16 protein-coding genes are annotated in these 13,599 nt (G+C 61.9%); 12 read left to right on the top strand and 4 right to left on the bottom strand.

The window, feature by feature from the left end; genetic code table 11:
* Window positions 1-14: 14 nt before the first annotated feature.
* Window positions 15-1,010, bottom strand: a complete 996-nt coding sequence (locus ACMGFM_RS12285) for an AI-2E family transporter (RefSeq protein ID WP_436902927.1) — start codon at window positions 1,008-1,010, stop codon at window positions 15-17.
* 79 nt (window positions 1,011-1,089) lie between these two features.
* Between ACMGFM_RS12285 and ACMGFM_RS12280 the strand changes: the two genes are divergently transcribed.
* Both ACMGFM_RS12280 and ACMGFM_RS12275 read left to right on the top strand, forming a co-directional pair.
* Window positions 1,090-2,319 (top strand): potassium channel family protein, encoded by a 1,230-nt coding sequence (locus ACMGFM_RS12280; RefSeq protein ID WP_436902926.1) that lies wholly within the window; start codon window positions 1,090-1,092, stop codon window positions 2,317-2,319.
* Entirely contained in the window at window positions 2,316-3,518 is a 1,203-nt protein-coding gene (locus tag ACMGFM_RS12275) for a TrkA C-terminal domain-containing protein (protein WP_436902925.1), read from the top strand. The genes ACMGFM_RS12280 and ACMGFM_RS12275 overlap by 4 nt, the downstream gene beginning before the upstream one ends.
* Here ACMGFM_RS12275 and hisH read toward each other — a convergent pair whose 3' ends face one another.
* Both hisH and ACMGFM_RS12265 read right to left on the bottom strand, forming a co-directional pair.
* Window positions 3,519-4,214: an imidazole glycerol phosphate synthase subunit HisH gene (gene hisH, locus ACMGFM_RS12270; RefSeq protein ID WP_436902923.1), complete on the bottom strand. Its 696-nt coding sequence runs from the start codon at window positions 4,212-4,214 to the stop codon at window positions 3,519-3,521.
* A gap of 45 nt (window positions 4,215-4,259) precedes the next feature.
* The gene (locus ACMGFM_RS12265) at window positions 4,260-4,856 is read right to left on the bottom strand and encodes a uracil-DNA glycosylase (RefSeq protein WP_436902922.1); all 597 of its coding nucleotides are present in this window, start codon (window positions 4,854-4,856) and stop codon (window positions 4,260-4,262) included.
* 214 nt (window positions 4,857-5,070) lie between these two features.
* On the opposite strand from ACMGFM_RS12265, the gene ACMGFM_RS12260 reads away from it, so the two are divergent.
* The 9 genes from ACMGFM_RS12260 to ACMGFM_RS12220 all read left to right on the top strand — a co-directional run bounded on the left by ACMGFM_RS12260 (window position 5,071) and on the right by ACMGFM_RS12220 (window position 11,079).
* Window positions 5,071-5,229, top strand: coding sequence for a hypothetical protein (locus ACMGFM_RS12260; RefSeq protein WP_436902921.1), 159 nt, complete (start codon window positions 5,071-5,073; stop codon window positions 5,227-5,229).
* Window positions 5,230-5,256: 27 nt separating this feature from the next.
* On the top strand, window positions 5,257-5,640 hold the full coding sequence (locus tag ACMGFM_RS12255; protein WP_436902920.1) for an urease subunit beta: 384 nt from the start codon (window positions 5,257-5,259) through the stop codon (window positions 5,638-5,640).
* A complete protein-coding gene (gene ureC / locus ACMGFM_RS12250) occupies window positions 5,637-7,346 on the top strand; it encodes an urease subunit alpha (RefSeq protein ID WP_436902919.1) in 1,710 nt (569 codons plus the stop codon). The genes ACMGFM_RS12255 and ureC overlap by 4 nt, the downstream gene beginning before the upstream one ends.
* Before the next feature lie 2 nt (window positions 7,347-7,348).
* Window positions 7,349-7,687 (top strand): urease subunit gamma, encoded by a 339-nt coding sequence (locus tag ACMGFM_RS12245; RefSeq protein ID WP_436902918.1) that lies wholly within the window; start codon window positions 7,349-7,351, stop codon window positions 7,685-7,687.
* The gene (gene ureG, locus ACMGFM_RS12240; protein WP_436902917.1) at window positions 7,680-8,306 is read left to right on the top strand and encodes an urease accessory protein UreG; all 627 of its coding nucleotides are present in this window, start codon (window positions 7,680-7,682) and stop codon (window positions 8,304-8,306) included. The genes ACMGFM_RS12245 and ureG overlap by 8 nt, the downstream gene beginning before the upstream one ends.
* Window positions 8,303-9,196 (top strand): urease accessory protein UreD, encoded by an 894-nt coding sequence (locus ACMGFM_RS12235; RefSeq protein WP_436902916.1) that lies wholly within the window; start codon window positions 8,303-8,305, stop codon window positions 9,194-9,196. The genes ureG and ACMGFM_RS12235 overlap by 4 nt, the downstream gene beginning before the upstream one ends.
* Complete coding sequence (gene ureE / locus ACMGFM_RS12230; protein ID WP_436902915.1) at window positions 9,196-9,834, top strand: urease accessory protein UreE; 639 nt, start codon at window positions 9,196-9,198, stop codon at window positions 9,832-9,834. The genes ACMGFM_RS12235 and ureE overlap by 1 nt, the downstream gene beginning before the upstream one ends.
* The gene (locus tag ACMGFM_RS12225) at window positions 9,831-10,544 is read left to right on the top strand and encodes an urease accessory protein UreF (RefSeq protein WP_436902914.1); all 714 of its coding nucleotides are present in this window, start codon (window positions 9,831-9,833) and stop codon (window positions 10,542-10,544) included. Before ureE ends, ACMGFM_RS12225 begins: the two co-directional genes overlap by 4 nt.
* A 61-nt stretch (window positions 10,545-10,605) precedes the next feature.
* A complete protein-coding gene (locus ACMGFM_RS12220) occupies window positions 10,606-11,079 on the top strand; it encodes a hypothetical protein (protein ID WP_436902913.1) in 474 nt (157 codons plus the stop codon).
* Window positions 11,080-11,345: 266 nt separating this feature from the next.
* Here ACMGFM_RS12220 and ACMGFM_RS12215 read toward each other — a convergent pair whose 3' ends face one another.
* The gene (locus ACMGFM_RS12215; RefSeq protein WP_436902912.1) at window positions 11,346-12,779 is read right to left on the bottom strand and encodes an NAD(P)/FAD-dependent oxidoreductase; all 1,434 of its coding nucleotides are present in this window, start codon (window positions 12,777-12,779) and stop codon (window positions 11,346-11,348) included.
* Window positions 12,780-12,873: 94 nt separating this feature from the next.
* On the opposite strand from ACMGFM_RS12215, the gene ACMGFM_RS12210 reads away from it, so the two are divergent.
* Window positions 12,874-13,530 carry a helix-turn-helix domain-containing protein gene (locus ACMGFM_RS12210; protein ID WP_436902911.1) on the top strand — a complete coding sequence of 219 codons (657 nt, stop codon included), beginning with the start codon at window positions 12,874-12,876 and terminating at the stop codon, window positions 13,528-13,530.
* Window positions 13,531-13,599: the final 69 nt, after the last annotated feature.

Here is a 13,599-nt window from a genome sequence, read left to right as displayed (position 1 = left end):
ACAGGTACAGGCAGTCACGCTGTAGTAGAATCGCCGTTATTCTCAGCAAGGAGGGTGACAGACTCGGTGAGCAGCGAGACGACGAGCGGCCCAACGATGATACCAATCGGACCAACGGTAAGCACCCCGCCAACGAAGCCAATAAAGTAGAGACTCGGAGCGATTTCACCGGTTGTGCCAGAGAGTTTGGTCCGGATGACAGCGTCGGGGAGAAACGCAATGAGAACGAGTCCGAGTACTAACATTGCCGCCGCACGCGTGGGATTACCGACGACCAGGTCATTCCCGGCGAGAGCGACGACTAGTATGCTTGGCCCGAGAATCGGGATGAACTGGAGAATCCCAGCGATGACACCCAGCGAGAGGACAGCACTGTAGCCCAGCGCCCAGAACAGCACGAGGGCGATTACGAAGGTCCCGAATGCTGTCGCAACCTGGAGGACGTACAGCGAAAACAGCGTCCGTCGGGTACGACCGTGGAAGCGAAAGAGGATATCGTGATACGACTCTGGCACTGCACTGAGGACCGCGGTCCGAATTGACCCAGGCTTGAGCAACAGCCCATACAACAACAGCACGAACAACCCAAGCTGGAGCGTCAACCCCGGCACAGCAACAGCAAGATCCACAGCAACGTCTCGGAGCGTTGTGATGGCACCGGAGATGATCGGCTCAGTGCTAATGGAGCCAGACAGCGTCCCGAACGAGAGCGAAATTGACTCCGGTGCAGCCTGGAGGAACTCGATGAACTGACTGCGGCGCTGGTAGAGCATCCCCACAAGCGGCGCAAAAATAATCACCACGACGACGAACACGAGTAATGTCGTGAGCGCGCTCGCGATACGATCAGAGAACCGCCGGCGTGTCAGCCAGTGTTTGAACGGATAGAGGACGTACGCCACCGTAATCGCAAAGACCACCGTCTGCAGGACGGCCCGGAGCACAATCCCGGCTGAAATTGCGAGGGCGACAAACAACCCCGCGAGGACGTACTCTCTATACGTATCCATATCCTAGCGACTAGACGGTACGGCAAAATGGGTCGGGTCAGGCCGAACAATTGAAGTCAAGCGGGCAACACCGACATCTATGGTTTCGGAACTTGTCGTCGAGGTCAGTCTCGGCCTCTATCTTGGCTTACTCGCTGGTATCTTTCCGGCGCTGGTCTCGTTTGGACTCGGCTTCGGGTTCAAATATCTCACCGGGGTGAGTATCCCCGGACTCGGTGTGGTTGTACTCGCCGGTGGCCTCGCCGGCATCTCGGGTGGGTTGCTCGGACTGCTGGACGAGAACGTCGCCCAGAGCACCACGGGTGTGGCCGCAATCCTCATTATCTTGATGCTGTCGCTGTGGGCGCACGCGCAGGGAGACAAACTCGGTGCGAGCGTGCCACGTCGGCTCACCCTCTCGCGGTTTCGGGAGACAAACTTCTCAACAGAGTTTCTCGACCGGGTCGATTCCTACGGCCAAATCAGGATTACGCCCACAGTCGTCGACGATATTCCGGGGTATCCGCCGCTGCCAGAGGAGACCCGGCAGGCGATTCTCTCCCGGACGTGGAAGTTTCCGGTCGGGCTGTCGGTGACGGAACTGGAATCTCGGGTCGCGGAGAAACTCACCGGAGCCTACTCGCTGGCCGATGTCACGGTCGCAATCGACTCGGAGGGGACGGCGGAGGTCACCGCCGCCCCAGAGACTGCGGGACTCTCTCGACGGATCCCCGACGGAACGCGAGCGGTATCGATACGGACACTGCTACCGACGGGGCTGGCGATTGGTGACCAGGCCACGCTCTCGCTGGCGGAGGGGACTGTATCCGGGCCGGTCATCAGCGCGAAGACTGACGGAGTCGCTCCCGAATCAGAGACACCTCCACCTGAGGACCCAGACGTACAGACCGACGGCGGCGAGGAGGCTGAGGTCGAACGACCTCCACAGGCGCCGACGACGTCCGGCGGCTACGGGTCGGTAACACTTGCACTTCCACCGGAGGAGGCTCGCCGCGTCATCCGCGAAGACGTTGCGAAACTGACGGTCAACTCCCGTGGCACGAGTAGAGAGTACGAAGCGGTCGACATCCTCGAACGCGGAGACAACCAGTTCCATCTCGTCACGGTCGCCCCCGGAACACCGATCGACGGGGTGACGCTTGCGGACGCGACAGTCAGGGAGACGTTCGGAGTGGCAGTGCTCGCAGTGCGCCAGAAGGCCGGCCGACTGGTCGCGCCGCCACGGTCGACAGCGGTGAGCGCCGGCGACGAACTGCTGGTAGCAGGACCCCCAGACGCAGTTGCAGAGTTTCGGGAGGCCACAGCATGACCGGCGCACTAGCCGAGATTACGCTGTTGCAGGTCGGCTACCGCCTCGTCGGCCTCGCCCTGCTCTCGGGCGGCGTCGCTTCGGCTGCTGCGTTTCTGTTCCGCTGGCGGACGGGCAACCAACTTCCCGACGGGGCAGCGCTGTTGCTCGGACTCGGCTCAGTTGCCCTCTATCTCAACGGCCGAATCGCGCTCGTCCAGTTTCTGGGCGGGGGGGAAGAGATTCTCGAACCGGTAGTCGTCGCAACGAATCTCGGGGTGCTGGTCGCGAGTGCGGTGACAGCGCTGGCTGGCTGGCAACTCGGTGACTCTTACGGCGCGTCACGCCGACTGCAGGATACACTGACCGCGCGCGTGAGCCCGCTCGTGCGCGCGACAGGACGATTTATCGTCCTCGACCTTCCCGGAGAGATCGCCGATATCGACGGGTACGACCCTATTTCTGTGGAAAAGAAAGACGAGATTGCCGGCAAGACGTACACGTTCTCGCGCGGGCTGACACTGGAGGAACTCCGGTCGGCACTCACAGCGAAACTCCAGAAGGAGGCTGGCGTCGCACAGGTCGACGTCGAACTGACAGTCGACGGTGACGTCACGTATCTCGCGGTCGGCGGCCGGGCAGCCGGAATTGGGCCAACACTCGCCCCGAAAGCGGCGGCGACGGCTATCACAGCCGACCCGGCATTGACCGCGAGTCCGGGCGATACGGTACAGATCTGGCAGGGCGAGAAACGCGTCGGGACCGCGGAATTGCGTGCAGCGGCCGGGACGACAGCGACGGTGAGTGCGAGACGGAATGTGATCGAAGGGCTCGACCCAGAGGCGCAATACCGACTGATGACACTGCCCGTCGACGAGCGTGTCGACCGCCTGTTCGTGAGTATGCTCCGCCGTGCTGACGAGACGATGAGTGCGTTCACCGTTGCCGAGAACGCAACGCTTGCCGGACAGACGATTGGAGCGCTCGGCCTCACGGTGCTCGCAGTCGAAGACGCAGATGGAACGACAGAGACACTTCCGCAGGATAGTCGCGAGATTGTGGCTGGCGACCAACTGTACGTGATTGCCAACCCTAGCCAGTTGCGACGCGTCGAGGCCGCGGCGACGGGGTCGGAACCGTACGAACGACCGGCTGAACGAGAGAAAGCAGAAGCAGAGCGGCACAAAAAGTCACGACTGCAGTTCTGGACGCGACGGTAGCTACTGCTCGGCGCAGAAGTCGACGAAGTTGCGAAGAATCTGCAGCCCGGTTTCGCCGGATTTCTCGGGGTGGAACTGTGTGCCAAAGACGTTGCCAGCCTCGTTCGTGACGATACTCGGGAAATCGAGGCCGTAGTCAGTCGTCGCAACGACCGCCTCGGACTCCTCTGGCTCTGCGTAATAAGAGTGGACGAAGTAGGCGTACTCGCCGTCGACACTGCGGTCAGGGTCAGTCTCGCTGTCGGGGTCGGCCGCTGCGGGACCGCTGACCAGTGGGTGCTCACGACGGACATCGAGATTGTTCCAGCCCATCTGTGGCACCTTCACTGTCTCAGGGAAGCGAACGTTCCGGCCCGGGATGAGGTCCAGTCCTTCGACCTCACCCTCGCCTTCGTGGTCGGCCTCTTCGCTGCTGGTCAGCAACATCTGCATCCCGAGACAGATGCCAAACAGTGGGGTTCCGGCTTCAGCCTCTTCAACGAGTAACTCGCGGAAGGGGCCGGCGTTGTCCATTCCTTCACTGAACGCGCCAACACCCGGGAGAACGATACCGTCAGCGTCGGCAATAGTCGCTGCGTCCTCGGTCACATCGACGGCCGCACCCGCGCGTTCGAGTCCGCGCGTCACGCTTCGCAGGTTCCCGAGTCCGTAGTCGACGACGGCCACGTCCGCAGCAGTCTGTCGTTGGCCACTCATATCTCCCTGTAAGCCAGCCCCCAGTAAGTGCGTTCGCTTTCCGGGTCAAAATTCGCCGAGTTTCGACTGCCCGCCGTCGCCAGCGTAGCCGACCGCAGCCTCCAGTGCTCCCTCGAAGGCCTCCTGCTGGCTCGGGTCGTACAGCGTCGCCGCCGGGTGGACACAGAGCAGAACACGCCACGAGTCGCCGTCGACGACGAGTTCGTCGATGTCGCCGGCTTCGCTGGTAACTGCAACTGAGCGGTCGAGAAGGAGTTCCGCCGGGACTTTTCCGAGGGTGACGACCAGTTCGGGGTCGACAGTTCTGATTTCCTGGTCGAGATAGCCCCGACAGTTCGCTCGCTCGTCGGTCGTCGGGTCGCGGTTCTCCGGTGGGCGACAGCGCACACAGTTTGTGATTCGAACGTCCTGCCGGGCGAGGCCGACTGTCCGGAGTCCTTCGTCAAGCACGTCACCGCTGCGCCCGACGAACGGTTCACCCTGTTCGTCTTCGTTTGCACCCGGTGCCTCGCCGACGAACAACAGGTCAGCGTCCGTCGGGCCAACCCCGTTGACAATCCGACTTCGGGATTCGACGAGAGCGGGACAGCGCTCGCAGTTCGCCACACCAGTCCCAGTCCAGCAGTCGCCGTCTTCGGTCATACCTGAGCGAACGACCCGGCGAACAATAGAAGGCTCGCATCGTGTGTTGGACAGTCAGCATGGCCGACAAACGGACACCGCTGTCAGATTGGACATTTACCTAGGAAAGTGTGGAAGATACATAGATATTCGACCATTTGTCGACAAGTTCGGACAGGCGAGCAAATCTTGCTCGCAACAGTGTACTATACTATCTTGGCGACGGAGAGTGGGTATGCTCGATACAGCATTGCACATCGGTATCGACCATCCAGATTTCCTGTGGATTGCACTGCCGGCGTTCCTCACCTTCGTTTCGGGGCTGGTGCTCGGTGCACGCACAGAACAGATTCGGGAGTGGACAGGAACCGGCGCGAGCGAGACAGCCGAGTGACAATGGCCGCTAACAGAGGTGAGCGCCATGACTGAGTACGTTCCCGGCGAACTGTTCCCGGCGGAGGAGCCAGTTACGATCAACGAGGGTCGCGAGAGTACAACAGTAACCGTCGAGAACACTGGTGACCGGCCGGTTCAGGTTGGCTCGCACTTTCACTTCTTCGAGGTCAACCCCCAACTCTCGTTCGACCGCGAGGACGCCTACGGAATGCGCCTCGATATCCCGGCCGGCACCGCTGTACGGTTCGAACCCGGGATGGACAGAGAGGTCGACCTCGTCGCGGTCGGCGGTGACCGAGTGATGCACGGGATGGCGGGACTGGTCAACGGCGAACTCGACGACGAAGCCGTCCGCGAGCGTGCGCTCGAACGAGCGGCCAAACAGGGCTTTGGGGGAGCCGAGAAATGAGCCGAGAGCTCTCCCGGCGAGAGTACACCGACCTGTTTGGCCCAACAACGGGCGACCGACTTCGACTCGGCGACACCGCACTGCTTGCCGAAATCGAGACCGACCACGGAACAGCCGGCGACGAAGCCGTCTTCGGCGGCGGGAAAACGATGCGTGACGGCATGGGAATGCAGGCGACAACCCAGGCCGACGGCGCGCTGGACTGGGTCTACAGCAACGTCGTCGTCATCGACCCGGTGCTTGGCGTCCAGAAAGGCGACCTTGGCGTCCGAAACGGCGAAATCGTTGGCCTCGGAAAGGCCGGCAACCCCGACACGATGGACGGTGTCGACGAGAACCTCGTCATCGGCCCGAGTACCGACGCCGTCCCGGCAGACGGACTCATCGCCACGCCCGGAGCCTTCGACATTCACGTCCACTTCAACAGCCCACAGCTGTTCGAGCACGCGCTGGCGAGTGGGGTGACGACGATGTTCGGCGGCGGCTACGGCGGCGGCGCAACCACCTGCACACCCGGCCCGCGGAATATCGAGCGCTTCCTGCAGGCAGCAGACGAATGGCCGATGAACGTCGGCTTCTACGGCAAGGGCAACAGCAGCAAGCCCGAACCACTCCGTGAACAAACCGAAGCGGGCGCAGCAGGGCTGAAACTCCACGAGGACTGGGGGTCGACACCCGACGCTGTCGACACCTGCCTCGCAGTCGCGGAGGACGAGGACGTTCAGGTCTGCATTCACACAGATACACTCAACGAGTCCGGATTCGTCGAGAACACCTTCGACGCTATCGACGGCCGAGCCATCCACACCTTCCACATCGAGGGGGCTGGTGGTGGTCACGCGCCGGACGTGCTCGAACTCATCGGCGACGAGCACATGCTGCCGTCCTCGACGAACCCCTCGATGCCTTACACCGAGAACACATTCGACGAACACCTCGATATGGTGATGGTGTGTCACCACCTCAACCCCGACGTGCCCGAGGATGTGGCATTCGCCGAGTCCCGCATTCGAGCCGAAACCATCGCCGCCGAGGACGTGCTCCACGACATGGGCGCAATCAGTATGATGACCTCCGACTCGCAGGCAATGGGCCGGATGGCCGAGGTCATCTGTCGAACCTGGCAGACTGCAGACAAGATGAAACAGCAGCGCGGCCAGTTGCCCGAAGACAAAGACACAGAAGCCGACAACCACCGGATTCAGCGCTACGTTGCCAAGTACACACTCAACCCTGCGAAAGTCGCGGGCATCGACGGGTATATCGGCTCGCTCGAACCGGGCAAGATGGCCGATATTGTGCTCTGGGAGCCGGAATTTTTCGGCGTCAAGCCGAAGTACGTCATCAAGAGTGGCTTCCCGGTCCACAGCCAGATGGGCGAAGCTAACGGTTCGCTGATGACCTGCGAACCCGTCATGCAACGGGAGCGTGCCGGGTCGATGGGCGCTGCGAAGAACGAACTCTCGGTGACCTTCGTCAGCGAGAGTGCCTACGAGAACGACGTCGGCGAGGCTTATGGCCTCGACTCGAAGGTGCGGCCGGTCCGTGGCACCCGCGACGTCCGCAAGGCCGACATGCTGCACAATGACTACTGCCCCGACGATATCGAAATCGACGCACAGACCTTCGAGGTCGAAGTCGACGGCGAACACGTCACCTGCGAGCCGGCGGAGGAACTGTCGCTCGCACAACGATACATGCTCTAACAATGGGAATGAACCTCACACCGAAAGAACGCGAACGGTTGACCGTCTTCATGGCGGCAGAGTTAGCCCGCCGCCGGAAAGACCGCGGCGTGGCGCTCAACCACCCCGAGACGGTGGCGTACATCTCCGACTGGGCGTGCGAGCGCGCACGCGAGGGGATGTCCGTCGCGGAGATTCGACAGGAAGCGACGACGTTGCTGAGCCGCGAGGACGTGATGGACGGCGTCCCGGAGATGATAGACATGGTTCAGGTCGAGCCAACGTTCCCCGACGGTACGAAACTCGTGACAATCCACGACCCGATTCGGGCCGACTCGGCCGAACAGGTGGACGATGAGTAACGTCGCCACCGTCGGACTGGGCGGCCCCGTCGGGTCGGGTAAGACCACGCTCGTCAGGAAACTCGTTCCCGAACTCGTCGATTCGGGCTACGAGGTTGGCGTCATCGCCAACGACATTATGACACAGGAGGACGCCGACCACCTCCGAGAGTCCTTCGCCGGCACGCTCGACCCGGACCTCGTCCGCGGGGTCGAAACCGGAGCCTGCCCGCACACTGGCATCCGCGAGGACCCCTCGATGAATCTCGCGGAAATCGACGAGATGACCGAGGCGCACCCGGAACTCGACGTGGTGTTACTCGAAAGCGGCGGCGACAACCTCGCCGCGACGTTCAATCCCGAACTGGCCGATTACTTTGCCTTTGTCATCAGCGTCGCGGAAGGTGACGATATCCCGCGCAAGCGCGGCCCGGGCGTGACTCAGGCTGACCTGCTCGTCATCAACAAGACCGACCTCGCGCCACACGTCGACGCCGACCTCGATGTGATGAAACGCGACGCCAGAGAAGTGCGGGGTGAGGACCCCACCTGCTTCACTGACTGCAAGGCCGGCGAGGGTGTCTCGGCAGTCGCCGAACACATTGAGGAGAGCGTGCTCTTCGCTGCCCAATCGCCATGAGTCAGGTCCCGCCAGCGTTTGCCGCCTACGGTGAGCAGGAACTGGCACAAGCACCTGCGTTCGGTCACGGGAAAGACGGCCGCTTCGAGGCGACGCTGGCCCGTGAATCCGGCGGCGAAACACGACTCCTCGAAGAGTTGGCGCGAGTCCCGTATCACCTCACTGGCACGCTGGACACCGACCCCGCGCCGGGGCTGACGACGCTGTGTCTACAGGAACCAACCGGCGGCGTCGCGCAGGGTGACCGCCACTCGATGGACGTCCACGCCCGCGAGCACGCACGCGGACACATTACGACCCAAAGTGCGACGAAAGTTCACAGCATGGACGCCAACTACGCGCACCTCTCGGCGTCACTGAGCGCCGAGGCCGACGCCCACCTGGAGTATATGCCTGGTGCGACCATCCTCAACGAGTCCGCCCGTTGTCTCCAGACCATCACCGTCGATGTCGACCCGGAGGGCGTCGTGCTTCTGACAGACGTGCTCGCGCCAGACGGACTGAGCGACCACGAGCCGTTCGATTTCGACCACTACGGGAGTCGTGTCGAGGCACGCTGCGACGGCGAGTTACTCTGTCTCGATACGGTCGACCTGCAGCCAACGACAGGCCGGCCAACCGACCCCGCGACGATGGGCGAGTTCGGCGCACTCGGCACGCTGTACGCGTTCGCCCCAAGCCACGACGCTGACGCACTGGCCGACGCCGTCCACGAGGCTATCGCCGACGAGGCTGCCGCTGGCGTCTCAACGCTGCCAGAAGCGGCAGGGCTGTCGGTGCGCGTCCTCGGCGAAGACCCGAGTACCGTGGAGCAGACAATCCGGGCGGCGTGGGCGCCACTCAGGAGAGAGACACTCGACAGCGACCTCCCACGAGACAGGTGGTACTGATGGAGCAAATCGACGGCGTCGTTGGGAACAGACACGCCGACCCAGCCCTCGGCGAACGCGTCGCCGAGCACGGGCGAGCGGGCACACTCGAACGAGTTCGTATCGAGGTCGACAACCGCAAGCGCTCGCGGCTTCGTGTCGAGACCGACAGCGGTACTGACCTCGGCATCGTGCTCGATGAACCGCTTGCAGCGGGCGACGTACTCGCAATCGACGAGGACCGAGCCGTCATCGTCGAATTCGAGCGCCGAGAAGCGGCGGTCGTCGACCTTCCGGAACCGACCGAGACAGGCGTCGAAATCGCAGCCACACTCGGCCACCGCGTCGGCAACCAGCATTGGGATTTGGCTGTCGAGGGCGGCCGCGCTTACATCCAGACCGAGGCCGACCGCCACATCATTGAGGACGTACTCGCTGACAGTCTCCCGCAGGGCAGCACAATCGAGTACGAAGCGGTCGACCCGGCGCTGTGGCTCGACGAGGGCGAAACTGGTAGCAGCCACGACGGCGGCGGGCATCATCACGGTAGCGATGGCCACCACCATGGAAGCCACGACCACAGCCACAACGGAAGCGACTCGCACGGAACCGTCGACTACCGCGAGGCACAGTCAGAGGGCGGGGGTGACGGCGAATGAGTGACCGCTCGCTGCTGATAGCGATGCGGCTCTCGGATTCGTTCCTGCCGGTAGGCACCTACACGTCTTCGTATGGTGTCGAGCAGTACGTCAACGACGGTCGCATCGAGACAGCCGACGAACTGGGTGAACTGGTCGGAGCGTATCTCGAACGACTCGTTGGGCCGGCGGATTTGGTCGCGCTGGGCAACGCCCACGCCGCGGCGGCCGCCGGCGACGCCGACCGACTTCGGCACGTCGACCGCCGACTGCAGGCTGCCACGCTGCCGGCGGAGTTCCGCGAGAGTTCGGCGAAAGCAGGGACCCAACTGCTGGATTTGTTGCTGGAGACCGACGAGAGGCTGCTGGCTGGTGACGAGTCGACGACTGCAGCGCTGGAGTACGCCGAGTCGGTCGCCGAGGGCGAGACGCCGGGACAGTATCCGATTGCACTCGGGGTCGTCACCCAGCGAGCGGGACTCACCCAACGGGAAGCCTGTTTGCTCAACGCCTACACCTTCAGCACAGAGCTACTCGGGGCCGCCCAGCGGCTGGGTGCGTTTGGACACACAGCGATCCAGCAGCAACTGTCGGCGCTCTTTCCGACCATCGAGGCCGTCAGCGCGGAGTACGCTGACGCTGACCTGGCGGCGCTGTCTTCGTTCGGTCCGCTGGCCGAAATCATGGGCATGACCCACGAGCGCGCGGACCGTCGGCTGTTCATGAGCTGACTGTTGCTCTCGGAGAGAAGCTGGCTCGACTTTTACCCGACCGGTCGGTGAATGGAGCAGTATGTGGCCGACCAATCACGTCTCACGGCGGCGCGTGCTCAGCGCCAGTGGAGTCGCGGCGGCGACGGCGCTCGCTGGCTGTGCCAGCATCCTCAACCAGGTCGCCGACCAGTTCCTCGAAGACGTGAACGTGCTCAACGATACCGACAGCGAGGTGTCCGGAACGGTCCTCGTGACTACCGACGAGAAGACGGTACTCGACAGGGAGTTCACGCTCAGCGGTGCCGACGATACCGACAGCGGCGACAACGGCAACATCAGGCCCTACGCAGATATCTGGGACAGCGCCGGGTCGTACACGGCCGAGATACGCCTCGATGACTTGGTCGATGGCGAATCGACCGGGTCGGCGACGGTCACTATCGACGACCCCGACGAGGAGATGCTGCTGGTCGGGCTCGGACTACAGGACGCCGACGAGCCAATCGTCTTCCGCGTCGGGACGACGTTCACCGACGTCGTCGAGGAGACCTAGAGTACCAGCGGGACGAACAACACCCCCATGCAGGGCATTGAAAAGCTACTAATAGACAGGGCGCCGTTGCGGGGCGATGTGTTCACTTAATCGTTTGTGTCAGCGAGTGTTGACTTCATCCCCGACCACGGTGTTGACGCAAATCGAAGATTTGCAAAAGCCGAAAACCTGTGGTTTTCGGAAGGTCGGGGTATTCGCCTTGCTGACCAGTATAAAAATCCGGGCCCCGTTTCTCGTTGGGGTCTTCCAGTACAGCACGGTCGCTGTTACTGTAAGGTACGAACCGCTCGTGAGATTGCCGTTATCACTCCCTTTGCTGTTCGATTACCAAGAGAGCGGACAGAATTGAGACGACTCGAAGGCATTAGAGCTCGCACCGCGATATGCGGGTGAAACAACGTCTTTGGCGGGCATTCCAGACGGGTGACCCGCGCCAGTTGAGCGCTCACCACGGAGTCGGTATGTGCCTGTTGCATGACTTGGTCCATGTACCAGTTCGTCACCGCTGCCCCGGTCGGTCTGGGACCTGTTGTCTGCGGGAAGCCGAAATCACCTCCAACCACGATTTGCCAGACTATACCGACGAGGTCAGCTGTTCGTTCGAAAAAGCGTTGTGCCAGACTGTCGAGACCGCCATCAGCCAGCGCGTGATGGAGCAACAAGGCGTCGAGTGCCGCGACCGACATTCCCTGCCCGTAAATTGGATTGAAACTCGCAATCGCATCGCCCGTGACGACGAGTCCGTCCGGGAACTCATCGAGTTTCTCGTACCGTCGCCAGAGGCTGGCGGGGTACGGATACCGCTGTGCTTCGTCTGAGAGCCACTCCTGTGAGCGCAGCAGCGTCCCGAACTCTGAGACGGGCAGGGTATCGGCGAATTCGAGGAGATCATCTCGCTGTGTCGGTGGGTCGTCGCCGTGGATTCCCTGAATGATCACCTCCCAGCGGCCTCCCTCGACCGGGATGAGCGCACCGCCGCGCGTTCGCGGCGCGTCCGGAGCCACCAGCAGCATCCGTCTGTCTTCGGGCGGGCGATTGATTCGAACCGTGCTGTATGCCACGTCGATGGTCACCGCGTCGGTTGCTGGTTCCTCGTAGCCGTGGTTTGCCAGCCAATCAGGAGTTCGACTTGTGCGACCAGTGGCGTCGACCACCAGGTCAGTGGCCAGCGCCCGCTCGTCGCCCCTCGCGTCACGAAACTGGACGCCTGATACGTTCCCATGGTCGTCAGTACAGTACTCAAGGAACTGATGGTCGCCACGGAGAGACACATTTTGGAGGGCTCGAACCTGCTCACGTACGACGTACTCATATACTGCCCGGCTCGCGCAGTACGTTTGCATCCGTCCCTCTGGCTCGGCGATGTAGTCGCCCCCGTTGTACTCTTGGAATTCCCTGCCTCCGTCGATCATCAAGCCGCCCTCGGCGAGGACCCGCTCGGAGAATCCTGGGAATAGGTCTTCGAGCGTTGCCCGGCCGCCTTCCAGCATGACGTGGGGATGGCTGGTCTGTGGTGCTCCGTCGCGGGTGACTGGTTCATCGGGGAAAGGGTCCCGTTCGAGGACGACGACATTGTCGAATCCGTCAGCCAGCACACGCGCCGCACAGAGCCCAGCGATGCTCCCGCCGAGGACGACTGCACGATCACCAACTGTCTGGACCCGGTCTGGGTCGTACCGATCAATTGTTGCTAGCGTCATTTCGTTTCACAGTTGTAGATAGAGCCCGACTCACCGTCCGGATGGCGGGGTGGATACACGACCTTTTAAATGAGAATCGTGCATTCTCGGGCACATGCGATATCTCACCGTCCGCATCCAGGCCACCGATATGGGGACGTTCCATCCACTCGGGAAGCGGCTTGCCGAGGAACCGTCGATCAACCGCGAGGCAATCCATCACGTCGAATTACTTGCTGACGGAACTGTCCTGACACTCGCAGAGGGAAGCGGTGACCGCGAGCGCTACGAGGAGATTATGAATGAGTCACCGAACGTCGACGAGTATCTGGTTTCTGGCGAAGACCGGTGGATCGCAACGACCCAGTTCGAGGCCAACGACCCTCTACAAAAAGTACTCGGATTACGTCGCATGGCTGATCTGGTTATCGAGACACCAGTCAAAATCAACGACGATGGATCCGTTCGGATCACGTTTCTTGGCACCGAGTCTGATTTTCAGGCCCTTTACGACAGAGCCACCGGGTCATCGGCGTTCGATACTACGATTGTCGAAACCGGGGCGTACGATCCGGATGCAGCCTCATTCATGCGCGTTCTAACGACTCGCCAGCAGGAAATCCTTCAGGTCGCTACTGAGGCAGGGTATTACAGTAATCCGAGAAGAGCCACACACGAAGACATCGCCAACACCATCGGGATCGCACCGACGACCGTCGGTGACCATCTCCGAGAAATCGAGAGTAAGGTGTTTGAGACCCTCGTCCGGTGAACCTCGGGCAATGCATTGCTTGTGGACAGCCACTTCAACAGTAGACATCTGTCACCTACTTCTGGCGCT

Source organism: Halovenus halobia, from assembly GCF_051414135.1.
Lineage (GTDB): Archaea > Halobacteriota > Halobacteria > Halobacteriales > Haloarculaceae > Halovenus > Halovenus halobia.
This window is presented reverse-complemented; position numbering and strand designations above follow the sequence as displayed.